20 protein-coding genes are annotated in these 22,289 nt (G+C 65.5%); 12 read left to right on the plus strand and 8 right to left on the minus strand.

All coding sequences use genetic code 11. The features are described from left to right. The first annotated feature begins 72 nt into the window (after positions 1–72). Positions 73–1,431: a M23 family metallopeptidase gene (locus BM118_RS04135; protein ID WP_177233999.1), complete on the plus strand. Its 1,359-nt coding sequence runs from the start codon at positions 73–75 to the stop codon at positions 1,429–1,431. Here BM118_RS04135 and BM118_RS04140 read toward each other — a convergent pair. Then, positions 1,428–2,354 carry a LysR family transcriptional regulator gene (locus BM118_RS04140; protein WP_177234000.1) on the minus strand — a complete coding sequence of 309 codons (927 nt, stop codon included), beginning with the start codon at positions 2,352–2,354 and terminating at the stop codon, positions 1,428–1,430. The two genes, BM118_RS04135 and BM118_RS04140, sit on opposite strands and share 4 nt — an antisense overlap. A 128-nt stretch (positions 2,355–2,482) precedes the next feature. Here BM118_RS04140 and BM118_RS04145 point away from each other — a divergent pair, with 128 nt between their 5' ends. The 6 genes from BM118_RS04145 to BM118_RS04170 are packed head-to-tail and all read left to right on the plus strand — an operon-like array spanning position 2,483 to position 7,393. Further along, positions 2,483–3,157 carry an RraA family protein gene (locus tag BM118_RS04145; protein ID WP_092182471.1) on the plus strand — a complete coding sequence of 225 codons (675 nt, stop codon included), beginning with the start codon at positions 2,483–2,485 and terminating at the stop codon, positions 3,155–3,157. Continuing rightward, positions 3,154–4,371: an aspartate transaminase gene (locus BM118_RS04150; RefSeq protein WP_092182474.1), complete on the plus strand. Its 1,218-nt coding sequence runs from the start codon at positions 3,154–3,156 to the stop codon at positions 4,369–4,371. The genes BM118_RS04145 and BM118_RS04150 overlap by 4 nt, the downstream gene beginning before the upstream one ends. A gap of 25 nt (positions 4,372–4,396) precedes the next feature. Beyond that, positions 4,397–5,215: an ABC transporter substrate-binding protein gene (locus BM118_RS04155; RefSeq protein WP_210189030.1), complete on the plus strand. Its 819-nt coding sequence runs from the start codon at positions 4,397–4,399 to the stop codon at positions 5,213–5,215. A 44-nt stretch (positions 5,216–5,259) separates the two neighbouring features. Continuing rightward, positions 5,260–5,958: an amino acid ABC transporter permease gene (locus tag BM118_RS04160; RefSeq protein ID WP_092182478.1), complete on the plus strand. Its 699-nt coding sequence runs from the start codon at positions 5,260–5,262 to the stop codon at positions 5,956–5,958. Then, positions 5,958–6,662 carry an amino acid ABC transporter permease gene (locus BM118_RS04165; RefSeq protein ID WP_092182480.1) on the plus strand — a complete coding sequence of 235 codons (705 nt, stop codon included), beginning with the start codon at positions 5,958–5,960 and terminating at the stop codon, positions 6,660–6,662. Before BM118_RS04160 ends, BM118_RS04165 begins: the two co-directional genes overlap by 1 nt. A gap of 8 nt (positions 6,663–6,670) precedes the next feature. Next, complete coding sequence (locus BM118_RS04170) at positions 6,671–7,393, plus strand: amino acid ABC transporter ATP-binding protein (RefSeq protein ID WP_092182482.1); 723 nt, start codon at positions 6,671–6,673, stop codon at positions 7,391–7,393. Between the two features lie 15 nt (positions 7,394–7,408). Here BM118_RS04170 and BM118_RS04175 read toward each other — a convergent pair whose 3' ends face one another. Together BM118_RS04175 and BM118_RS04180 are read right to left on the minus strand one after the other, a co-directional pair. Further along, the gene (locus BM118_RS04175; RefSeq protein ID WP_092182484.1) at positions 7,409–8,593 is read right to left on the minus strand and encodes a DUF5666 domain-containing protein; all 1,185 of its coding nucleotides are present in this window, start codon (positions 8,591–8,593) and stop codon (positions 7,409–7,411) included. After that, positions 8,590–9,516, minus strand: coding sequence for a DUF6502 family protein (locus BM118_RS04180; RefSeq protein ID WP_177234001.1), 927 nt, complete (start codon positions 9,514–9,516; stop codon positions 8,590–8,592). The genes BM118_RS04175 and BM118_RS04180 overlap by 4 nt, the downstream gene beginning before the upstream one ends. A gap of 126 nt (positions 9,517–9,642) precedes the next feature. On the opposite strand from BM118_RS04180, the gene BM118_RS41175 reads away from it, so the two are divergent. Genes BM118_RS41175 through BM118_RS04200 form a run of 5 tightly spaced genes read left to right on the plus strand, consistent with a single transcriptional unit; the run spans position 9,643 to position 15,171 of the window. Continuing rightward, positions 9,643–9,804 (plus strand): hypothetical protein, encoded by a 162-nt coding sequence (locus tag BM118_RS41175; RefSeq protein WP_177234002.1) that lies wholly within the window; start codon positions 9,643–9,645, stop codon positions 9,802–9,804. Positions 9,805–9,812: 8 nt separating this feature from the next. Next, the gene (locus BM118_RS04185) at positions 9,813–11,741 is read left to right on the plus strand and encodes a glycosyltransferase (protein WP_092182488.1); all 1,929 of its coding nucleotides are present in this window, start codon (positions 9,813–9,815) and stop codon (positions 11,739–11,741) included. A 3-nt stretch (positions 11,742–11,744) separates the two neighbouring features. Then, positions 11,745–12,485 carry an ABC transporter ATP-binding protein gene (locus BM118_RS04190; RefSeq protein ID WP_092182490.1) on the plus strand — a complete coding sequence of 247 codons (741 nt, stop codon included), beginning with the start codon at positions 11,745–11,747 and terminating at the stop codon, positions 12,483–12,485. Then, entirely contained in the window at positions 12,482–13,870 is a 1,389-nt protein-coding gene (locus BM118_RS04195; protein ID WP_177234003.1) for a glycosyltransferase family 4 protein, read from the plus strand. Before BM118_RS04190 ends, BM118_RS04195 begins: the two co-directional genes overlap by 4 nt. Further along, positions 13,867–15,171: an O-antigen ligase family protein gene (locus BM118_RS04200; protein WP_092182492.1), complete on the plus strand. Its 1,305-nt coding sequence runs from the start codon at positions 13,867–13,869 to the stop codon at positions 15,169–15,171. Before BM118_RS04195 ends, BM118_RS04200 begins: the two co-directional genes overlap by 4 nt. 76 nt (positions 15,172–15,247) lie before the next feature. Here the strand turns inward: BM118_RS04200 and BM118_RS04205 are convergent, their stop codons facing one another. The 5 genes from BM118_RS04205 to BM118_RS04225 form a co-directional block, all read right to left on the minus strand. Continuing rightward, positions 15,248–16,483 carry an ABC transporter substrate-binding protein gene (locus BM118_RS04205; protein WP_092182494.1) on the minus strand — a complete coding sequence of 412 codons (1,236 nt, stop codon included), beginning with the start codon at positions 16,481–16,483 and terminating at the stop codon, positions 15,248–15,250. 104 nt (positions 16,484–16,587) lie between these two features. Then, positions 16,588–17,499: a DMT family transporter gene (locus BM118_RS04210; protein WP_092182497.1), complete on the minus strand. Its 912-nt coding sequence runs from the start codon at positions 17,497–17,499 to the stop codon at positions 16,588–16,590. A gap of 135 nt (positions 17,500–17,634) precedes the next feature. Then, positions 17,635–18,516, minus strand: a complete 882-nt coding sequence (locus BM118_RS04215; RefSeq protein WP_092182499.1) for an NAD(P)-dependent oxidoreductase — start codon at positions 18,514–18,516, stop codon at positions 17,635–17,637. 2 nt (positions 18,517–18,518) lie between these two features. Continuing rightward, positions 18,519–19,650 (minus strand): peptide chain release factor 2 gene (gene prfB / locus BM118_RS04220; protein WP_143099419.1). Its coding sequence is split into 2 segments (ribosomal slippage): positions 18,519–19,580 and positions 19,582–19,650, totalling 1,131 coding nucleotides; the frame shifts between segments, so codons are not numbered across the junction. Positions 19,651–19,764: 114 nt separating this feature from the next. After that, positions 19,765–22,266 (minus strand): penicillin-binding protein 1A, encoded by a 2,502-nt coding sequence (locus tag BM118_RS04225; RefSeq protein ID WP_092182503.1) that lies wholly within the window; start codon positions 22,264–22,266, stop codon positions 19,765–19,767. Between the last annotated feature and the right edge of the window lie 23 nt (positions 22,267–22,289).

Consider the following 22,289-nt stretch of genomic DNA (forward strand, 5'->3'; position numbering starts at 1 on the left):
TTAACCATGACCGGCCCAGATTGCTGCGGCAATTAGGCCGTACGGACTCATCCGACCGGCGCGGGAGTGCCGATGTCGAAAAGTTCTGCCCAATACTCGCAGTACCCCCAACATCATCCTCACGACCACGGACGGCCTCTCCATCGCCGTCCAGCCGCCGCAGCAGCGGCAATCGCCATTCCCCTGCCCGCGACCGACGATGCCTACACCATCGTCCATGCCGGCAAGCAGGTGCGCTTCGGGCCCGTGGTGTTCTGGATCGTGGTTGGCACCGTCGTGCTGCTCGGGCTCTGGTCGGCCGCGACCGCCACGTACTTTGCCTTTCGCGACGACGTCCTGACCCGGCTGATCGCCCGCCAGGCCGAGATGCAGTACGCGTATGAAGACCGCATCGCCGAGCTGCGCGCCAAGGTCGATCGCACCACCAGCCGCCAGCTGCTCGACCAGGAGCAGTTCGACCAGAAGCTCGACCAGATCATGAAGCGTCAGACGGCGCTGGAGTCCCGGGCCACGGCGCTCGGGGCCATGCCCGACGTGACAGGCTCGATTCCCCGCTCGACCCCGCAGCGTGGCGACGCCGGCCAGAGCACAACGCCGAAGCCGTCGCCGATCAGCGACACCGTGATCTTCGTGGCGCCGCCGGATCGCGAAGCGCGGCTCGAGTCGCGCGCGCCGGCCGTCATGGCCCCGCCGACCAATCAGTTCGCCAAGAACCAGGGCTTCGACAATGTCCTGATCCGCCTCACCACCGCTCTCGATCAGGTCGAGCGTCGCCAGATGGCGGCGCTCAGCGCCGTCGAGGAAGGCATGGATTCGCGCATGCGCCGGATGCGCGGCGTCGTCAGCGATCTCGGTCTGAACCTCGCCAATCTCGAAGCCGCCGTGCCGCGGACCGCGATGGGCGGGCCGTTCGTGCCCGTCAAACTGACAGCCAATGCCGGGCCGTTCGAGAAGCAGCTCAATCGCATCAACGTCACCCGCGCCGAGATGGATCGCCTCAATCGCACGCTGGCGCTGGTGCCCTATCGCAAGCCTGTCATCGGCGAGGTCGAGTTCACCTCCGGTTTCGGCGTGCGCAGCGATCCCTTCCTGGGCCGGCCTGCGATGCATACCGGCCTCGACTTCCGCGCCGCCACGGGCGATCCCGTCCGCGTCACCGCCAACGGCAAGGTGGTCTCGGCCGGCTGGTCCGGCGGCTATGGCCGCATGATCGAGGTCGATCACGGCAACGGGCTTTCGACCCGCTACGGCCATCTCTCCGAGATCAATGTCAGGGTCGGCGAGGTCGTGAAGATCGGCCAGGTCGTCGGTCTCGTCGGCTCGACCGGCCGTTCCACCGGCCCGCATCTGCACTACGAAACCCGCATCGACGGCGACGCGGTCGATCCGCAGAAGTTCCTGCGCGCGGGCGTGCGCCTCAGCGCGGGCTAGGCCTGACGGACGCGCCGCGCCGACAAGCCTCGAAGCGAGAAATCACAGCATTCGCGCGCGATCCGCGCGATCTGCCCTGCCAGCGGATCGACGCCGTCTGCACGCGTCACGGCAAAATACCTGATCTGCGGGATGGCCGGCGACGTCCTGATCGTGCGCAGCAGACCGATCTCGATCTCATGCCGGAAGTACTGCTCGGTCAGAAAGGTTATACCGAGTCCGGCCACCGCCAGCGCCGACAGAACGCTCAGGCTGTTGCACTTGACGACGCGATTGAGCTTGATGCCGCTCGCGCCCAGCCAGTCCAGAACGAGTTTCTGCAAGCCCGACCCTTCCCCCTGGGTGAGGATCGGATAGCGGGCGATCTCGTCCAGCGCGGCCTCGTTGGCCTTAGGGCCAACGCCAGGCGCCGACATCCATTGCAGCGTGACACTGTCGAGCGCCAGCGCGTTGAAGTCGGCACTGGCCGGCGGATCCAGGCCAATGACAAGATCCAGGCGACGATCGGCGAGCTTGTCGAGCAGCACGACGCTTGATTCCACTTCGGGCTCTGGAATGACCGCCGGATAGGCCTCCTTCAAGGCCACAACCAGTTTTGGAAGCCAGGTCAGCGCCACGAGTTCGGTGACGCCGAACCGGAAGGCTCCACTGAAAGCCAGCGGCCCTGCCGCGACCTGGCGCATTCGCGCCTCAAGCTCCAATAGCTCAGCCGCGAGTTCGATCAGATTTTCGCCGCTGCGCGTCAGGCTGATCGTTCGACTGTTGCGATCGAACAGCGTGCTCCCCACCGTCGCTTCCAACTCGGCGATGCGCTTGGAGATGGTCGATTGCGCCAGATTCAGCCGCTCCGCGGCGTCTACCACACCGCCCAATTCGGCGATCCAGTAGAAGGCTTCGACCTGCTTCAGCGTCAGGCTCACCATGGTCTCAACATCCATCAATCGAAAAAAGCGATACTATACCTAGAAAAATATTCACTTTTCTTCAAGTAGGCCACAAGGCAGGCTTCGCACGAAATCTGCGCTCCCGCGCACAGCCCATCGGTTTGCCTATGCCTCTGCCCGGTCATCGACTGCTTCCCTCACCACCTTCGGTCCCGCCTGCGATCATCGCCGATTTTGCCGCCGCGCAGGTCGCGATCGTGTCTGACAACATGAACCGGCTGCACGGCACGCGTGCACTCCGGCCGCTCCATGGCCGCGCCCGCCTGACCGGCACCGCGATCACCGTCAAGACCCGCGCCGGCGACAATTTCATGCTGCACAAGGCCTATGAGCTGCTCCGGCCTGGCGACGTGCTCGTGGTCGATGGCGGCGGTGACCTCAACCAGGCCCTGGTCGGCGAGATCATGATGACGCGGGCGAAGGCGATGGGAGTCGCCGGCTTCGTCATCGACGGCGCGGTTCGCGACGTCGGAGCGTTCGCCGAGGCTGGCTTCCCCTGCTTCGCGCGTGGCATCACGCATCGCGGTCCCTACAAATCAGGTCCCGGCGAGATCAACGTGCCCGTCGCGATCGACGGCATGGTGGTGATGCCGGGCGACGTCATTCTCGGCGACGAGGATGGTGTCATAGCCTTCGACCGATCCGTTGCCGCGGAGCTGCTCGAGCGGGTCAGGCAGCAGGAGGCGCGCGAAGCCGGCGCTCTGGCAGCCATCCGCGAAGGCCGCGTCGACAATTCCTATATCGGCACCGGAACTGCTCCTGCCCAAGGGGCAGCGTCATGAGCCGCGCTGGTGCCATCGCCCTCGCCCCGAGGGTTCAACGGATCAAGCCGTCGCCCAGCATGGTCGCGCGGGAACGGGTCCGCCAGCTCCAGGCCGAAGGACGTGACGTCATCGATCTCACGGCCGGCGAGCCTGATCTGGATACGCCGAAGCATATCCGCGCAGCGGCTGCGGCCGCGCTCGAAGCCGGAGAGACGCGCTACACACCGGTCAACGGAACGCCGGCGCTGCGCAAGGCAATCATCAAAAAGCTCGCCCGCGAGAATGGTGTCCGCTACGCCATGAACGAGATCTCCGTCGGCGGCGGCGCCAAGCAGGTGATCTACAACGCGTTCGCCGCAACGCTCGGAGCCGGCGATGAGGTGATCATTCCCGCGCCCTATTGGGTCTCGTACCCCGACATGGTCGAGGCCTGCGACGGCACGCCGGTGATCGTGAGCTGCGGCGAGAACTCGGGATTCAAGCTGTCGGCCGAGGCCCTGGAGCAGGCGATCACGTCAAGGACGCGCTGGCTCATCCTGAACTCCCCGTGCAATCCCACCGGCGCGTTCTATTCCGCCGCCGAGATAGCTGCGCTCGCCGACGTGCTGGTGCGGCACCCCAACGTCGCGGTCATGACCGATGACATTTACGAGCACATCCGCTTCGATGGCGGGGCAACTCCGTGCATCGTCGCCGTCGAGCCTCGGCTGAAGGAACGGACCCTGCTGGTCAACGGCGTCTCCAAGACCTATGCCATGACCGGCTTCCGGCTCGGCTACGGAGCCGGGCCCGCAGAGCTCATCGCAGCCATGAACACGATCCAGTCGCAGTCGACGTCCTGCACGTCCGCGATCAGCCAGGCGGCGGCAGCCGCAGCGCTCGATGGCGATCAGGGTTTCGTCACCGAGGCCCGCGAGATGTATCGTCGCCGCCGCGATCGTGCGGTCGCCATGCTGAACGACATTCCCGGCCTCTCCTGCCTTCCGCCCGACGGCGCCTTCTATGTGTTTCCGTCTTGCGCCGGCCTGATCGGGAAGACCACGCCGGAGGGCAAGATCCTGAAGACGGATCTGGACGTCGTCATGCACTTCCTCGACGCCGCCGGCGTCGCAGTGATCGATGGAACGGCCTACGGCATGCCGTCCTATCTGCGCATGTCCATTGCGACGTCATTGTCGAAGATCGAGGAAGCCTGCACACGGCTCGCGCGAGCCTGTGCAGCCTTGCGCTAACCGCAGAGGGATGAAGGGAAGAGCCATGAGATTGTTCCAGGTCGCCGCCGCCGGACTCCTGTTTCTCACCGGGGCCGTCGGCGTGGCAAGAGCGGACGAGCTCGACGATGTGAAGGCCCGCGGCAAGCTGGTCTGCGGGACGCTCGGCACGGCCGAACCGTTTAGTTTCCAGGATCCGAAGACACGTGAAATCGTCGGATACGACATCGACATCTGCCGCAAGGTCGCGGAGGCGCTCGGTGTTGCGCTCGAGCTCAAGCCGATGGCCGTCGAGGCCCGCATCCCCGAGCTGCTCCAGGGCCGGGTCGACATTCTCGCGGCCAATCTCGGCTGGTCGAAGGAACGCGCGCAACAGATCGACTACAGCTATTCGTATTTTGTCAGCGAGCAGAAGATACTGGTGTCGGCCGATTCCGGCGTCGCAACCCTGGAACAGCTATCGGGCAAGAGGGTCAGCGCGCTCAAGGGATCGTCTTCGGAACAGGGCGTCAGGCGTGTCATACCGACGGCAGATACTGTGACTTTTCAGGATTCATCCTCGGCCTTCCTTGCGGTCGTGCAGGGAAAGGTCGACGGATTTTGCGCCTCGGAACTGATCCTGGTGAAGCTTCGCAAGCAGGCGCAGGCGTCCTCGCCGATGTCGATCGTCGAAAAATCGGTCTTCGTCGAGCCTTGGGGGCTCGGCGTCCGCAAGGGCGAAACGGCTTTCAAGGACCGGGTCAACAAAGTGCTCGCCGACCTCGATGCATCTGGAGATGCCGGCAAGATTTTTGCTAAGTGGTTCGGGCCGGGAACGGTCTATGACATGAAGCGCGATTTCAAGATCGAGGAGATCAAGGGCTGATCCCCTCGAGGCGAAACTGAACATCGGGAACGCATGATTTAACGATGGGCTATGTCTTCGACCCGGCCGCAGTCCTGACCGGCCAATATCTGGACTGGTTCATCTGGGGACTGGCGACGACGATCGCGCTGACCGTAGCGGCCTGGCTGCTTGGAATGACGATCGGGATCATCCTGACGCTGGTTCGCATGCTTCCGTTCAGGCCGCTCGAATGGCTTGTCGCGGGTTACGTCGAATATCATCGCAACGTTCCGCTGCTCGTTCAGATCCTGGTCTGGTATTTCGGCGTCCCCCAGCTGTTGCCTCGCGCCATCCGCGTGTGGGTCAACGGCCACCACAGCGAGTTTCTCCTCGCGATGGTGGCCCTCGGCCTCGCCAGCGCGGCCTATATCACCGAGGATCTGCGCAGCGGAATTCGCTCAATCCCGAAGACGCAATATGAGGCCGCGCGCTCGATCGGGTTCAACTACCTCCAGGCGATGAGCTACGTGATCCTGCCCCAGGCGCTGCGCATCGTCATTCCGCCGCTGATCAACCAGACCCTGCTCCTGTTCAAGAACACCAGCCTCGCCATGGCGATCGGCGTCGGCGAGCTGACCTACCGCACGCGCGAGGTCGACAGCTACACGTTCAAGACGTTCGAAGCATTTGCGGTCGCGACCATCATCTATCTTGCGATCTCCTTCGGGATCATGGCGCTCGGCGGCTTCGCCGACCGGCGGCTGAAGCTCGAGATCCGCTGATGCTGGAGATCCTCGAGGACAACTGGCTGCTGTTCCTGATCGGGCAATACCCGCACGGCCCCGTGGGCGGCCTCGCCATGACACTGTTCCTCGCCATGGCTGGTTTGTCTCTCAGCTTTCCGGTCGCCGTTGCGCTCGCGCTGGCGCGTCTCAGCGCGCATCGCTGGCTTCGCGGACCGGCGACCGCCGTGGTTTACGTCGTGCGCGGCCTGCCGCTGATCATGTTCATCTTCTGGACCTATTTCGCGCTGCCGGCGTTGATTGGACATACGGTCGGAGGCGTCGAGACGCTGCTCTTCGCACTTGTCATCTACGAAGCGAGTTATCTCTCGGAGATCATCCGGGCAGGAATTGAAGGCCTGCCGAAAGGCCAGACCGAGGCGGCAAAGGCCCTTGGCCTCGGCTACTTTCCGACCACCTTCAGGGTCATCCTGCCGCAAGTCCTGCACAACATGATGCCAAGCCTGGTCAGCCAGTTCGTCTCCACGATCAAGGAGACCTCGCTCGGCTATGTCATCAGCGCCAACGAGGTGACCTTTGCAGCGAGCCAGGTGAACAACCAGCTCATGACGCAACCGTTCGAGGTCTACGGATTGCTGGCGCTGACCTATTTCACGCTTTGCTTCACCCTGACATCGGCAGCGCGCTGGCTGGAACGACGGCTGGCCGCCGAACGCGGTGGGCTCGGCGTTCAGCCAGCGTGAGGGCAGCCATGATCCGCTTCGAGGCCGTCGAAAAATGGTTTGGCCAGCACCAGGTCCTGGCCGGCGTGACGGGCGAAGTGAAACGCGGCGAGGTCGTCACGCTGCTCGGCTCATCGGGCTCCGGCAAATCCACGCTCATTCGTACGGTGACGCGCCTGGAAGACGTTCAGGGCGGGAAAGTGCTGTTCGAGGGTGTGGACGTCGCGGGGCGGAGCGTCGACATCAACCGCCTGCGCCAGCGCGTCGGCTTCGTGTTCCAGGCATACAACCTGTTTCCGCATCTCACCGTCCTCGGCAACATCATGCTGGGGCTGGAGCGTCTCCAAAAGATGCGCAAGGCTGCGGCCCGAGAGCGCGCCATGGCCGAACTCGATCGCGTCGGGCTGGCAGACAAGGCCGACGGCTTGCCGTCGCGCCTTTCCGGAGGGCAGCGCCAACGCGTCGCGATCGCACGTGCGCTGGCGATGGATCCGGACGTCATGCTGTTCGACGAGCCGACCAGCGCGCTTGATCCGGAAATGGTCGGCGAGGTGCTGCGGGTGATGAGGGCGCTGGCGCAGAATGGCATGACGATGGTCGTGGTCACGCACGAGATCGGTTTTGCGCGCGAAGTCGCCGACACCGTCTGGTTTCTGGACCAGGGCCAGATCGTCGAACGCGGTCCGCCGGCCGAGGTCCTCGATGATCCCCGTCACGACCGGTTGCGCTCCTTTCTCTCGAGAGCGCGTTAGTCAGGACGCCCTTCCCTAGCGCCGGCCGCCGCCCATCCCGCCTCCGGGACCACCAAAACCACCGCCGGGCCCCATCGGCCCGCCGGGCGAGCCCATGCCGCCGGGTCCTGACGGACCGCCAGTTCCCGTCGGCGCGGAGCCGGGCGTCGGACCAGGGCTCGATCCGGGCGCGGGCGCACCGGCCGGGCCGGGCTGGCCGCCGCCCGGAGTGGCGACGCCGCGATCTGGATGCATGATCGAGCCGCCGGGCGACCGGTTGGGATTGCCGGCACCACCCGGCGCCTGTGTCGGCGATCCCGGAAATTGGCCGACGGCCTGCGCGGAGTCGACCTGAAGGCCGCGCGCGCGATCGAACGCGCCGTTGACCACCATGCGGGCTTCGCCGGCCGCGGGCCCGAAGCGCGAGCCGTCACGGGCGACGAGCCCGGAACCGAGCTGGAGGTTCGCGCCCATCCTCTGCACATAGGCCTCGATGGACAGGCGGCGCGCGCCGACGAGATCCGAAAAATCATCGATACGGGTGCGCGCGGCCTGCATCGCGCCCTGGTTCGCGCTGCCTTCGATCTGGACGCGCTGACCGACGAGCAAGGGGTCGACGCCGTTCAGCTTCAGCCCGCCGATATGCAGACCATCAGGTCCGCGCTCGACGAGGCCCGTGACGCGCGCAGCCGCATCGCGCCGCGGCTCGACCAGGCTTGCGACGATGACACCGTCGGTACGGCGCAAGCCGTAGACCGCGACCTGCGCGCCCGCACGGAGCTTGCTCTCCTTGCCGCCGGTGACGATCTTCTGACCGAGCACCGTCAGCTCGTTGCCCTTCACCTGTTCAATCGGACCCGAGACCTCGCTCGCGATCGCGATGTTGCGCGTGACCAGCGTGCCGTCGGCCTGGCGGGTCGCAACCACGCGCGCGAGCTGGCCGATGCGCAGCGAATTGGCGCTGGCCGCCTCGCCGTCGATTCGGACCGGAACGTCGCTCGCATAGGTGATGCGCTCGCCGTTGACGTAGATGCTGCCGAAGCGCTGGATCACGCCGACGATGCCGGTGCCGCCGATGCCGTGATCGTCGCCCCGCGTGATTCCGGTGCCGCCGATGCCCTGATCGGTGCCGCGCTTGACCTGCGCGCGGGCAATGGCCGTGCCGGCGAGCCAGAATCCCGTCAGCAGCAGACGGCGGGAGATGAGCGGCGGCCGGCTCATGAAGAACCGCCCTCCTTGCCGCTTTCCTTGGTGCTTTCCTTGCCGGTTTCCTTGCCGGTTTCCCTGGCCTCGCCCTCTTCGTCAGCATCCTCGCAATAGATGTAGATGCCAAAATTCCAGCGGGCGTCGCCGCCCTTGTCCTTGGCGAGCGCGCGGTTGGCTTCGCGGTTGGCGGTCTTCAGCGCGTCCATGGCGACCTCGCGCGAGCGTGCCTCGAGGCGCCGCGCCAGCTTCGGCGAGATGTTGTTGTAGTGCACCGCGCGTTCGAGGAAGCGCGGCGCTGCACCTGAGACGTTTTGCGCGGCCGCCGCGATATGGTCGTGCAGATTGCGGCCGAGATAGTGCCACTTGCTGTCGTCCTCGCCGGTTGGGACGAAGGCCGCCTCGACCAGCTCGATCTCGTCAGCGTCGTTGATCGTGACGAGCTTGCGGTCGATCCATTCGTCGAGCACCGCACGCGGGCGCACGTCCTTGGTGACGGAGGCGACGAGCTGCTCGAACGACGGCGCATCGCCCTCGGCCGTACGCGGCAGCGCGCGCGGCTCGCCTTTCGCGTCGGTGAACTCCGGCGCGGCGAGCCAGCGCGCGATCACGGCACTCGTCAGCGAGACTGCCGCCGGCGCCTCGTGCACGGGCGTGCCGGCGCCGCGCAGCCGAGCCACCTCCTTGCGGTGAATGCCGGTGAGCAGGCTGACGCGGCTGTCGGTCTGCTCTTTTCCTTCCAGTGCGAAATCGTGCTCGGCGACGTTGACGAAAAGCTCGCGAAGCAGTTGCGCCAGCGCCGGAAAGGTCATGCCGCTGCGGATGCACAGCCGCACGAGCGGGCGCAGCAGCCGCGCCAGCGGCGCGTGCAGCTTCCCCGCAGCATTCGGCTGTGGCGCGCTCGACTTGTCGGCGACCTTGGACCCGGACTTGGCATTCATGTCCGAATTGTACCGATCCGTGACGTGGGACACAATCCCACTTTTTTCCACTTGGCGATTGACGTGGTAAATTTTCCCACATATACGAGACGCCACTGAGGGCGCGACGTAGAGGGACTCACACCCATGGCCGACCGCTTGGTCCGCAATTCCATTTCGCTGCGTGCTATGCCGGCCCCCGATTGGGGGCGCGGCGCGATCGAACCGATGCTGCCGGCGCTTCTGCGCGGCGTCGTCTTCATCTCGGTGCTGGCCGCACCGTTCGTTGCAGCGCTGCTCGCAGGCTGACCGCCGCCATGCATCACATCAGCGAGTCCCCGCGCCGTCCGTCGGTGCTGCACATCTTCAAGATCTACTATCCCGACCTGTTCGGCGGCACGCTCACGGTGATCCGCGACATCTGCGCGAGCCTGAAGGACGCTTTCGCCTCCGCCGTGCTGGTGTGCTCGCAATCGGCGGAGCGGCGCGAGATCGTCGTCAACGACGTGCCGGTCGAGCGCGTGCGCTCGTTCGGCAACGTGCTGTCGCTCCCCGCCGCTCCCGCCTATCCCTGGCGGCTGTGGCGCAAGATCGCCGAGCACGACCTGCTCGCGCTTCACGCCCCCTTCCCGCTCGCCGACCTCGTCTTCGCCTTCGGCTTCGGCGCCAAGCGGCCGCTGGTGGTGCATTGGCACGCCGACATCGTCACCCATGCCGGCCTGCGCTGGTTCATCGAACCCCTGATGCGGCGAACGCTGCGTCGCGCCAAGGCGATCATCGTCTCGGACCACGTGCTGGTCGACAACACGCCGTTGCTGCGCGAATTCGAGGACAAATGCCACGTCGTGCCGTTCGGCATCGACACCACGGGTTACGACTGGCCGAAGATCGAGCCGCACCATGTCAATGATCGCGGCAGGCTGGTGCTCGCCTGCGGCCGGCTGGTGCCCTACAAGGGCTTCGACGTGCTGATCCGCGCGGCGGCTGCGCACAATTTCGAGACCTGGATCATCGGCGAGGGCGCCGAGCGGCCGCGGCTCGAGCAACTGATCCAGGAGCTCGGCCTCGCTGACCGCGTCCGCCTGATCGGCTCGGTGAACGATTGCGAACGCATCAAGCTGATGTGCCTCGCCGACGTCTTCGTGATGCCGTCGGTGACCAATGCCGAGACCTTCGGCCTCGTCCAGCTCGAGGCCATGGCCGCCGGCCGCCCGGTCGTGAACACGGCGCTCGACACCGCGGTGCCGCGCGTCGCTCGCCACGGCATGGAGGCGATCACCGTACCGCCCGGCGATGCCGAGAAGCTGGGTGAGGCCATCGACACCCTGATCCGCGATCCCGAGCGCCGCCGCCGCATGGGACTTGCGGCGCGCACGCGCGCCCTCACCCGCTATTCGGCCGCCGCCTTCAAGCAGGGCATGGAGACCGTCTACCGCGACGCTGTCGCCGCTCCGAGCGAGGAGCGATCGGCAACCTCCGAGCCGCCGCAGGCGACCGGCCGGCTCGACAGCGTCCGGATCGCGGCGGCGCTGGCCTGGTCCGACATGCGGCACCGCTATGTCCGCTCGCTGCTCGGCCCGTTCTGGATGTCACTCCAGATGGCGATCGTGGTCGCGGTGCTCGGCTCGGTGATCGGGCAGATGTCGAACGCCAACATGCTGGCGCGCCTGCCGATGCTGGCGCTGTCGATGACGGCCTGGACCTTCCTCAACAGCGTGGTGCTCGATGCGACCACGGCGCTCCAGAACTCCGCGAGCCTGATCCGCGACCGGGCGCTGCCGCCCGTCATCTTCCTGCTGCAATGCACGTTCCGCCAGGCGCTGTTCGCGCTCCATAACGCCTGCGTGCCGCTGGTGCTGTGGCTTCTCCTCTCGCCACATGACCTTTCTCACGCGCTGGCGGCGCTGCCCGGCCTCCTCCTCTTCGTGGCCTGCACCTTCGCCCTCAGCCTCGTCCTCGGCGCCTTGGCAACGCGCTATCGCGACCTCAAGCCGATCATCGAATCCACCCTGATGCTCGCCTTTCTCGCCTCGCCCGTGATCTGGTCGTCGGACATGATCAACCACCGCTCGACGGTGATGCGGCTCAATCCGCTGACGCATCTGTTCGCGGTGTGGCGCGAGCCGCTGGTGGGCGGCCATGTCGATCCCGTCAGCATCGTCTACGTCCTCGTCGCGCTGGCGCTGCTGATCGTCGCGAGCGGCCTGACGCTGGTCCACCTGCGCAAAGCGGCATTCTGGATCTGACGCATGGTCTCGATCAGCCTTCGCAACATCTGTCTCGACTATCCGCTCTACGGCGCCTACGACTTCTCGCTGAAACGGCGGCTGCTCGGGCACATCATCCGCGAGCCGGGCGAGATGCGGATCATCCGCGCCGTCGACAACGTCACGATCGAGGCCGAAGCCGGCGCCCGCATCGGGCTTGCCGGTCCCAACGGCTCCGGCAAGTCGACGCTGCTGCGGCTGATCGCCGGCGTCTATCCGCCGAGCAGCGGCAGCATCGCGGTCCAGGGCAACATCGTGCCCCTGCTCGGCCTGAACGCCGGCGTCAACCTGGATTTCGTGGCCGAGGACAACATCGCGCTGCTGCTGCGGATCAGCGGCCGCAAGCCGACCCGCGAGGTGATCGACGAGATCTGGGCCTTCACCGAGCTCGAGGCCCGCATGCAGCGGCTGCCGCTGCGGATGTTCTCCTCGGGAATGCTGATGCGGGTGCTGTTTGCGACCGCCACCGCCTTCCCGGCCGACATCCTCCTGCTCGACGAATGGCTCAGCGTTGTCGACGAGCACTTTGCGGAGAAGGCACAGGAACGGCTGTTGAACCTCGTGTCGCAGGCGGCGATCGTGATCATCGCCTCGCACGACCAGCCGCTGCTGCGCCGCACCTGCACCAGCATCATCAATCTCGATCACGGCCGCATCGCCTCGACCGTCACGGTCGAGCCGCCGGCCAGACACGCCCTTGAGCTCCGCGAGAAACGCGCATGAAACAGAACATCCTTGTCGTCTCCGAAGCGCTGGGCGAGCCCAACCACAAGCGCGGCATCTTCCACTTCACGCGCGAATTGATGCGCTCGCTCGCGGCCGAGGGTCACGAGCTGACGCTGCTGGTGGAGACCACGCGGCGCTATCGCAAGCTGCGGCGGCGCGAGCGGCGCACCAGGCTGTTCCCGGCGCAATCGCGCAACATCGAGCTGCTCGCGCTGTACCGTTTCCTCGACGAGGTCAATATGGGCGAGCCGGTCGTGCGTGGCGGCCTGCGCCGCACGCTCGACTGGATCCGCCACAAGGCCACCATGTCGGTGTCGTGGGACTACATCGTCTGCCTGCTGCGCGCCGTCGGGCTGCGTGGCCTCAACGCCCGGCTGATCGAGAACCGGACGGCCGCGCTCGAATACGTCCCGCCGGACCTGCGCCATCTCGAGCTGTTCCGCGACTTCCAGCTCGAGCCCGGCTTCTACAGCTATCAGGACTCCTCGGCCTTCTTCCTGCTGCCGCCGCCGCGGGTCGATGCGCGCGACTACGACGTCATCGTCGTGGACACCCCGACGCGGGTCGCGATCCGGCGCAGGCCGGACGCCAAGGTGATCTGCGTCGTCCACGACCTCTTGCCGCTCACCGACCTCAAGCTCAGCGACGTCGCCACGCGGCTGTTCCTGTCGCGGCTCCTCACCAGCCTGCGCCAGGCCGACGAGCTCGCCTTCGTTTCAAACTACAGCATGATGCGGTTCAGGGAACTGTTGCCGCAATTTGCGCACCTACCGGCGCGGGTCGTGTATCCCCGCACCCGGTTCGACGCCCCGGATGTCCTGCACCTCCCAGCCCCGTCGGGGCGTCCGGGGCGGCCGAGCTTTGTCGTCATCGTCTCGAACGAACCGCGCAAGAATGTCGCCACTGTCATCCGTGCCTTCCGTGGCGTGCCCCAGGCCGACCTCGTCGTGATCGGCTATGCCGGCGAGACCGGCCGGATGCGCAATCTCCCGCCGAACGTCCGCTTCGCCGGCTATGTCGACGAGCACGAGAAGGCCGCCCTGATCGCGGAGGCGCATGGCCTGATCATGCCGAGCTTTGCCGAAGGCTTTGGCGTGCCGATCATCGAGGCGCTGGCCGCGACCACGCCGGTGCTGTGCTCGGATATCGTGGTGTTCCACGAGGTCGCGGGCGATCTCGCCGATTATTTCGACCCGTTCTCGACCGACTCGATCGCCGCCTCCGTCACCCGCGCGCTGACGCGGCAGGAGGAGTGGCGCGGCAAGATCCGCGCGAGGCGCCACGAGCTTGCCGAACGCTTCGGTTACGAGACCCAGGCCCGCGATTTCCTCGGGCACGAGATGCCCACGGAAAGCCTCGTCGCCGCACAACTCGCATCGTGACCGCGGAATCCGCGACATGGTCCGGTCCCGCCGATCCGCAAGGCGGGCGCGGCCGATGGCAGACCCTGGGTCACTCGGCCGCACTGGCCCGGGCGGCAGATGTGTTCGCCATCCTGATCGCGGCGTCGCTGCCATGGTCGACCACGGCACCTTCGATCTTCGTCGGACTCTGGCTGCTGGCGGTCACGCCGACCATCGACTGGCGCGACTATGCGCGCGCGCTGACGCGGCCGGCGTTTGGCCTGCCGTTCGCACTGCTGCTGCTCGCACTCCTCGGTGTGCTGTGGTCGGACGGCGCCTGGCCCGACCGGCTGCATGCGATCAAGCCGGTCGCAAAGCTCGTGCTGATTCCGCCGCTGCTCTACCATTTCAGCCGGTCGGAACGCGGTTCTTGGGTTTGCCTTGCTTTTCTCGCCTCCAGCGCGCTGCTTGCGGTGTTCTCCTGGATCGTGCTGCTCAATCCCGCCTGGAAGATCGCCGCGACGGCGTCAGCAGGCGTTCCCGTCAAGAACTACATCGACCAGAGCCAGGAGTTCACGCTCTGCGCCTTTGCGCTGGCGCTGCCGGCGCTCACCTTCTGGCGCGGCGGACGCGCGATCACGGCGACCGCCTGCCTGGCATTGATCCTGCTGTTCGCCGCCAACATGGTGTTCGTGGCCTCGGCGCGCACGGCCCTGCTCTGCATCGCGGTGCTGCTGGCCCTGTTCGCCTGGAAGCATCTGAGCCGGCGGGCAGCGCTGGTCCTGCTCGCGGGCACGGTCGCCGCGAGCGCGCTCGCCTGGACGACATCGTCCTATCTGCGCCAGCGCATCACGGACATCGCCGTCGAATACAGCCATGGCCATGAAGACATCAGCCGCGCCTCGACCGCGCAGCGGCTGACCTATTGGCGCAAGTCACTGCATGCCTTTGCCGAGGCCCCTCTGATCGGCCATGGCACCGGCTCGATCAAGCGCCAGTTCGAACGCGCCGCCACGGACGAGAGCAGCCTCGATGCGGAGATCGTCAGCAATCCGCACAACCAGACCCTCAATGTCGCCGTGCAATGGGGCCTCCTGGGCGTCATCCTGCTTTACGCGATGTGGATCGCGCAGCTTCGCCTGTTCCTGGGCGAAGGCCTTGCCGCCTGGATCGGCCTGGTGGTCGTCGGGCAGAACATCGCGAGCTCGCTGCTGAACTCGCATCTGTTCGATTTCCACGAGGGCTGGATGTATGTGCTCGGCGTCGGCGTCGCCGGCGGCATGACCCTGAAAGCCAAAGCTGGAGCTTCCGTTCCGATGGCATCGGAACGCAAGCTCTAGATTCTCGCTTTAACGCGTTTTCTTTACGCGAACCGGTGTCCACTTCGCTTGAAAACGCTCGAGCAGCCGGCGGTGACTACTGGCTGCGTTCGTGGCCGACTTCACCGGTGATGACGTCGCCGAACAGCTCCCAGGCCTGCCCGTTGAAGCGCATCAACTGCATCTGCTCGATCGGGAAGTAATCATCGGGTGAGGTGTTGACCATGATGCCTGGCAGCATCAAATCGGTGTGGAAATCCTTCAGGGTCGCGGCCTGCTTCATGACGTTCTCGCGGGTGAGATTGTCGCCGCACTGTTTCAGGACCTGCGCCATCGCCTCGGCCTGCACGTAGCCGTACAGGTTGTTGGCATTCGCCTTGTCGCCTTCGGGGTAATATTTGTCCATGAATGCGCGCCATGCCAGCACTGCCGGGTCCTTGTCCCAGGTCGGATCGGTCGGGTCCTTCAGATACGCGGTCGAGATGATGTCCCTGGAATAGTCGAGCCCGGCGGGCTTCAGCACCGAAGCGATCGACGTGGCCGTGTTGGCCAGGAAGAACTTTGGCTTCCAGCCGAGCTCGCCGACTTTGCGGATCGCCTGCGCCGAACCTTTCGGCGCGGCCCACGAGAAGAAAATATCCGCGCCGGAGTCATGCAGTGCGACGATCTGCGAGTCGATCGAGGGATCGCTGACCTCGTAGGACTTGTCGGCGATGATCATGCCGGCCTTGTCGCCGAGCCCGTCCTTCAGACCTTTGAACTGGTCCTTGCCGGCGTCGTCGTTCTGCCAGAACACCGCGATCTTGCTGTCGGGGAAATGATCGCGGATGTACTTTGCGTAGATCCGCCCCTCACTCTGGTAGTTGGGCTGGAAGCCCATGGTCCAGGGAAAGTTCCTGGGGTCACCGAACTTGGTGCCGCCGGAGGCGACGAAGAGCTGCGGCACTTTCTTGGCGTTCATGTATTTCATGATCGCGGAGTTCGAGGGCGTGCCGAGCGGCTGGAAGATCAGCAAGACCTCGTCGCTCTCGACCAGCTTGCGCGCCTGCTCGATCGCCTTCGGCGGCGAATAGGCATCGTCATAGCTGATGAAGTTGATCTTGCGGCCGTTGATGCCGCCCTGGTCGTTGATCATCCTGAAGAACGCGGCTTCGGTCTTGCCGATCACGCCATAGGAGGACGCCGGCCCGCTATAGGGCATGATGTTGCCGATCTTGATGTCGGTGTCGGTGGCGCCGGGGTCGTATTTCTTCTGCGCCGAGGCCGGTGCTGTGACCAGCACTCCGGCAACAAGCATGGCGAGGGCAGCAAGGCTTTCGCGACGACCCGGCATCGTTCTCTCCCCTATGTTTTGTAGTCTTGTTTTGCGGAGAGTGTCGCAAGGTGGCTTGCCGCTGGCAAGCAATACGATTTTCCGTAAGATGAAACGCGGGGAACTTACGCGTCGCGCTGCAACATCCTGAGAGCGCGCCCGTCGATCACGAGCAACGCACTGCCGATGACGATGGCGCCCGCGATCTCGCGCATGGAGATCGGCTCGCCCAGCACCAGCCATCCCAGCAGAATGGCGGTAGTGGGAATGAGCAGCGTCACCAGCATGACATTGGTCGCGCCCGAACGCCGCAGGATCTGAAAGAAGACGATGTAGGCGAGCGCCGTCGACAGGCCGGCAAGGCCAAGCACCGCGAGCCAGGTTGTGAGGCCCGGCATCGGCAGATGCCATGGCTGCTCCATCACGCCAGCGACAACCGCCATCATCACCGTTGAGGCCATCAGTTGAAAAGTCGCCGTTCCAAGCGGAGCCGAGTCCTTCAACAACCGCCGCGCCGCCAGCGCCGCGAAGCCATAGCTGAACGCACCGCCCAGGCAGAGCAGAATGCCGAACCCCTGCTCCGGCCTCGTCTCGATGCCCCATCCGCGCAGGATGACCACGCCGACGACGCCCAGAGCCACACCGGCAACCCGCCGCATCTGCAAGGCTTCCTCGCCCGCCATCGCCATGACGATCACCGTGAACAGCGGTGTGGTGGCATTCAGGATCGAGGCCAGCCCGCTTGGAATGAAGGTCTGGCCGATCACGATCAGCGAGAACGGGATGACGTTGTTGAGCAGCCCGATCACGAAGAACGGTTTCCAGCCTGTGACACCCGTCGGCAAGCTGATCCCTTGCGCGCGCAGGAGCGGTAGCAGAATGGCCGCACCCAGCGCAACGCGCAGCAACACCAGCGTCAGCGGCGGCATTTCCCGCAGTGCCGCGCCGTTGAAGAAGAACGAGCCGCCCCAGAGGACCGAGAGCACGGCGAGCAGCGACCAGTCTCGCGCGTCGATCCGGTTGTCGTTCGGGGGCATGGCGTCTCACATCGGCAGTTGACCTCCGCCTAGTACGGCGCGACGCGCTTTGCCACCCGATTTCCGATGAGGTTTGGAATTCCCGTGTTCAGAAGCGATAGGGCGACCGAGGCTGCCCCATGTTGATGCGACCGGCTAGGACGGCTTCTTCGGCCGCGACACCAGCTCGATCATCTTGCCTTCGTCGTCATCAGGCATCGCAGCCTTCGCCCGCGCGTAGGATTCGACCGCGGCGCGTGCCACCAGCGGCTTGTCGGCGAGCAGTGTCTCGGCGAGCTTCACGGCGTAGGCGGCATCCTTGTGCCGTAGCGCCGCCGTGAACGTCGCGCCGCCGAAGTCGCGGGCAACCATGCGCTTGGAATGACGCTGCACCTGCGGGCTTGCGGCAACGCCGGCCTGGATCGACTCCAGCACCAGGTTCATGTCGAGCCCGGCCTGCTCGGCGATCGCGAGCCCTTCGGCAAGGCCGGCAATCTGGATCGCGCCCATCAAATTGTTGATGAGCTTGTAGACCGTGCCGGCGCCGACCGCGCCGAAATGGCGGATGGTCGAGCCGATCGGTTCGAGATAGGGCCGCACGCGATCGAGGTCGGCTGCATCTGCGCCGACCAGCAAGGTCAGCTTTCCGGCGGCCGCGGCGTCCGGCAATCCCGTCACCGGGCAGTCGATGTAGATCAGCCCGCGCGTGTTGAGCTCGCGACCCATCTCGCGCGCGTGGTCATAGGAGACGGTGGAGCATTCGATCGCGATGGTGCCGGCCTTGGCCGTCTTGGCCGCGCCCTTCGGCCCCAGCCAGACCGCGCGCGAGGCCTCGTCGTCGGCGACCATGGTCACGACCGCATCGGCATCGATCGCGGCATCCTCGGGCGAGGTCGCCCATTGCGCGCCGCGCGCGATCAGATCCTCAGCCTTGGACTTGCTGCGATTCCACAGCGTCACCGTGAAGCCGGCATCGAGATAACGGCCGGCCATGCCATGGCCCATCCGTCCAAGCCCGATGAAGGCGACGCGGGGCATGGCTAATCAACGTCCTCGATGTCGGCGCCAGGGGTGCCGAAGGCGCGCTGCGCCAGCGTCGCGGCCATGAACTCGTCGAGTTCGCCGTTGAGCACGCCCGAGGTGTCGGAGGTCTGCACGCCCGTGCGCAGATCCTTCACCATCTGATAGGGCTGCAGCACGTAGGAGCGGATCTGATGGCCCCAGCCGATATCGGTCTTGGCGGCCTGGTCGGCGGCGGCCTTCTCCTCACGCTTCTTCAGCTCGATTTCATAGAGACGGGCCCGCAGCATGTCCCAGGCCTGAGCCCGGTTCTTGTGCTGGGAGCGGCCGGCCTGGCAGACCACCGCGACACCGGTCGGGATATGCGTCAGCCGCACCGCGGATTCGGTCTTGTTGACGTGCTGGCCGCCGGCACCGCCCGAGCGCATGGTGTCGGTGCGGACGTCGGATTCCTTGATGTCGATCTTGATGCTGTCGTCGATGACCGGGAACACCTGCACGCTCGAAAACGAGGTGTGCCGCCGCGCGTTGGAATCGAACGGCGAGATGCGCACCAGCCGGTGCACGCCGGCTTCGGTCTTGAGCCAGCCATAGGCGTTGTGGCCGGAGACCTGGATGGTCGCGGACTTGATGCCGGCTTCTTCGCCCTCGGATTCTTCGAGGTACTCGACCTTGAAGCCGTGCGTCTCCGCCCAGCGCGTGTACATGCGCAGCAGCATCTGCGCCCAGTCCTGGCTCTCGGTGCCGCCGGCACCGGCATGGACCTCGAGATAGGAATCGAAGCGGTCGGCTTCGCCCGACAGTAGCGCCTCGAGTTCGCGCCGCGCGACTTCCTTCTTCAGGGCCTTCAGCGCAGCTTCGGCTTCGGCGACGACGCCGTCATCGCCCTCTGCCTCGCCGAGCTCGATCATGCCGATGTCGTCTTCGAGCTCCTGCTCGACCTTGCCGATGCCCGAGAGCGAATCCTCCAGCGAGGTCCGCTCCTGCATCAGCTTCTGGGCCTTCTGGGGATCGTTCCAGAGGTTGGGATCTTCTGCGAGCTTGTTCAGCTCAGCGAGGCGCGCCGTCGATTTCTCGACGTCAAAGATGCCTCCTCAGCAGCCCGACTGACTGCTTGATCTCTTCTACCAACCGTTCGATTTCGGCGCGCATGTTGTTCTCTGGTCTCGCGGAATTGGTTCCGCGTGCAATTTAAGATCGGGATGTAGCGGCGGCGGCTGCAAAGCGCAACCGCCGCCGCAAAGAACGTCTGTCTTGTCCTAAGCCCTAGTAGAGCCCGCCGGTGCCGGGCCGCATGAAGAAGCCGGAATCCGGCTGCTGCTGCTGCGACGCCGGCATGCGCCCGTCGGCGTCGGCAACGCCGATGACCGAATAATTGTCCGGCGGCGCGGTGCCCGGCTTGAAGGCTTCGAGGATGGTTCCGCCGGTCTCGCCCGGACCGGCGCGCATGCCGCTCTTGGCGACGACGCGCACGAGCTTGATGCCGGCCGGCACCTTGAACGGGACCGCCGGCTTGTCGGCGAGTGCGAGCTTGAGGAAATCGCGCGCGATGGGAGCAGCCAGATGGCCGCCGGTCGCAGCGTTGCCTTTGCCGAGCGCACGCGGCTTGTCGTAACCCATATAGATGGCGACGGCGACGTCGGGCGAGAAGCCGACGAACCAGGCATCCTTGGCCTCGTTGGTCGTACCGGTCTTGCCGGCGATCGGCTTGCCGACCTCCTTGACCACGGTCGCGGTACCGGCCTGGACCACGCCTTCCATCAGCTCGGTGATCTGATAGGCGGTCATGGAGTCGAGCACCTGCTCGCGGCGGTCGATCAGCTGCGGCTCGGCCTGGTTCTTCCAGCCGCCCGGCGCGTCGCAGCCGCGGCATTCGCGCTGGTCGTGCTTGAAGATGGTGCGGCCGTAGCGATCCTGGATACGGTCGATCAGGGTCGGCTTCACCCGGCGACCGCCATTGGCCAGCATCGAATAGGCCGTGACCATGCGCATCGCCGTGGTCTCGCCGGCGCCGAGCGCGTAGGAGAGATAGTTCGGCAGCTCGTCATAGACGCCGAAGCGGCGGGCATATTCGCCGATCAGGGGCATGCCGATGTCCTGCGCGAGGCGCACCGTCACGGTGTTGAGCGACTGCCGCAGCGCGTTGCGCAGCGTCACCGGCCCCTGGAACTTGCCCGAGGAGAAGTTTTCCGGCCGCCACACGCCGGCGCCCTGGCCCTGGTCGATTTCGATCGGCGCGTCGAGCACCACGGTCGAGGGCGTATAGCCGTTGTCGAGCGCGGCCGAATAGACGATCGGCTTGAACGACGAACCGGGCTGCCGGTAGGCCTGGGTGGCGCGGTTGAACTGGCTCTGGTCGAACGAGAAGCCGCCGACCATCGCGAGCACGCGGCCGGTCCAGGGGTCCATCACCACCATCGCGCCCGACACTTCGGGGATCTGGCGCAGCCGGTACTGTCCCTCGACCGGGTTGCCGTCCTTGTAGAGCGGATCGGCATAGATCACGTCGCCGGGCTGGAGCACCTGCGACACCGCCGTTGCCGCCCTGCCCTTCGCAGGGCCGGTGGCCGCCCTTGCCCATTTGATGCCGTCGAGCGTGATCAGGCCGGTCTCACGCTGCTTGCTGATGGCGCCGCCGAGCTCGCGGCTCGGCTGGAAGCCGATGCGCGCCGACTGGTCGCTGGTCTCCAGCACCACCGCCATGCGCCACGGCGAGATGTCGGAGAGCGACTTGATCTCGGCGAGCTTGACGCCCCAATCGCCCGACGTATCGAGCTTGCTCATGGCGCCGCGATAGCCCTGCTGCTCGTCATAGTTCACGAGGCCCGCGACCATGGTCTTGCGCGCCATGACCTGGATCTTCGGATCGAGCGTGGTGCGGACAGACAGACCGCCCTCGTAAAGCTTCTTCTCGCCGTAGCGCTCGAAGATGTCGCGGCGGACCTCCTCGGCGAAATATTCGCCGGCGAAGGTGTGGGCGCCGTTGGACCTGTTGGTGACGGCCAGCGGCTCCTTGCGCGCCTTCTCGGCGTCGGCCTGCTTGATCCAGCCGTTCTCCTGGAGACGGTCGACCACGTAGTTGCGGCGCTCGATGGCGCGGTCGCGGTTACGCACCGGATGCAGCGTCGCCGGCATCTTCGGCAACGCCGCGAGATAGGCGGCTTCCGCCACCGTCAGCTCGTTCACCGACTTGTCGAAATAGACCAGCGAGGCGGCCGCGATGCCGTAGGCACCCAGGCCCAGATAGATTTCGTTCAGATACAGCTCGAGGATCTTGTCCTTCGAATAGGTCTTCTCGATCCGCATCGCCAGCAAGGCTTCCTTGATCTTGCGCGCGAAGGAGACCTCGTTGGTCAGAAGGAAGTTCTTGGCGACCTGCTGGGTGATGGTGGAGGCGCCCTGCGGACGCCGGTTGGAGCCGTAGTTCTGGATGTAGACCAGACCTGCGCGCGCCATGCCGGTGTAGTCGATGCCGCCATGCTCGTAGAAATTCTTGTCCTCGGCCGCGAGGAAGGCGTTGATCACGAGCTTCGGCACCGCCTGGATCGGCAGATACAGCCGCCGCTCCTTGGCGTATTCGCCGAGCAGCGAACCGTCGACCGCGTGCACACGCGTCATCACCGGCGGCTCGTAATCCTGAAGCTGAGAGTAGTCCGGCAAGTCCTTGGAGAAATGCCAGATCAGGCCCGCCACGGCCCCGACACCGACAAGGAACACCACCGTTCCCGCGGCGAACAGGAAGCCCATGAACCGCACCAGCAAGCGCATTATCTGTTTATCCGTTCAAACTC

This window comes from Bradyrhizobium sp. cf659 (genome assembly GCF_900113725.1).
GTDB lineage: Bacteria > Pseudomonadota > Alphaproteobacteria > Rhizobiales > Xanthobacteraceae > Bradyrhizobium.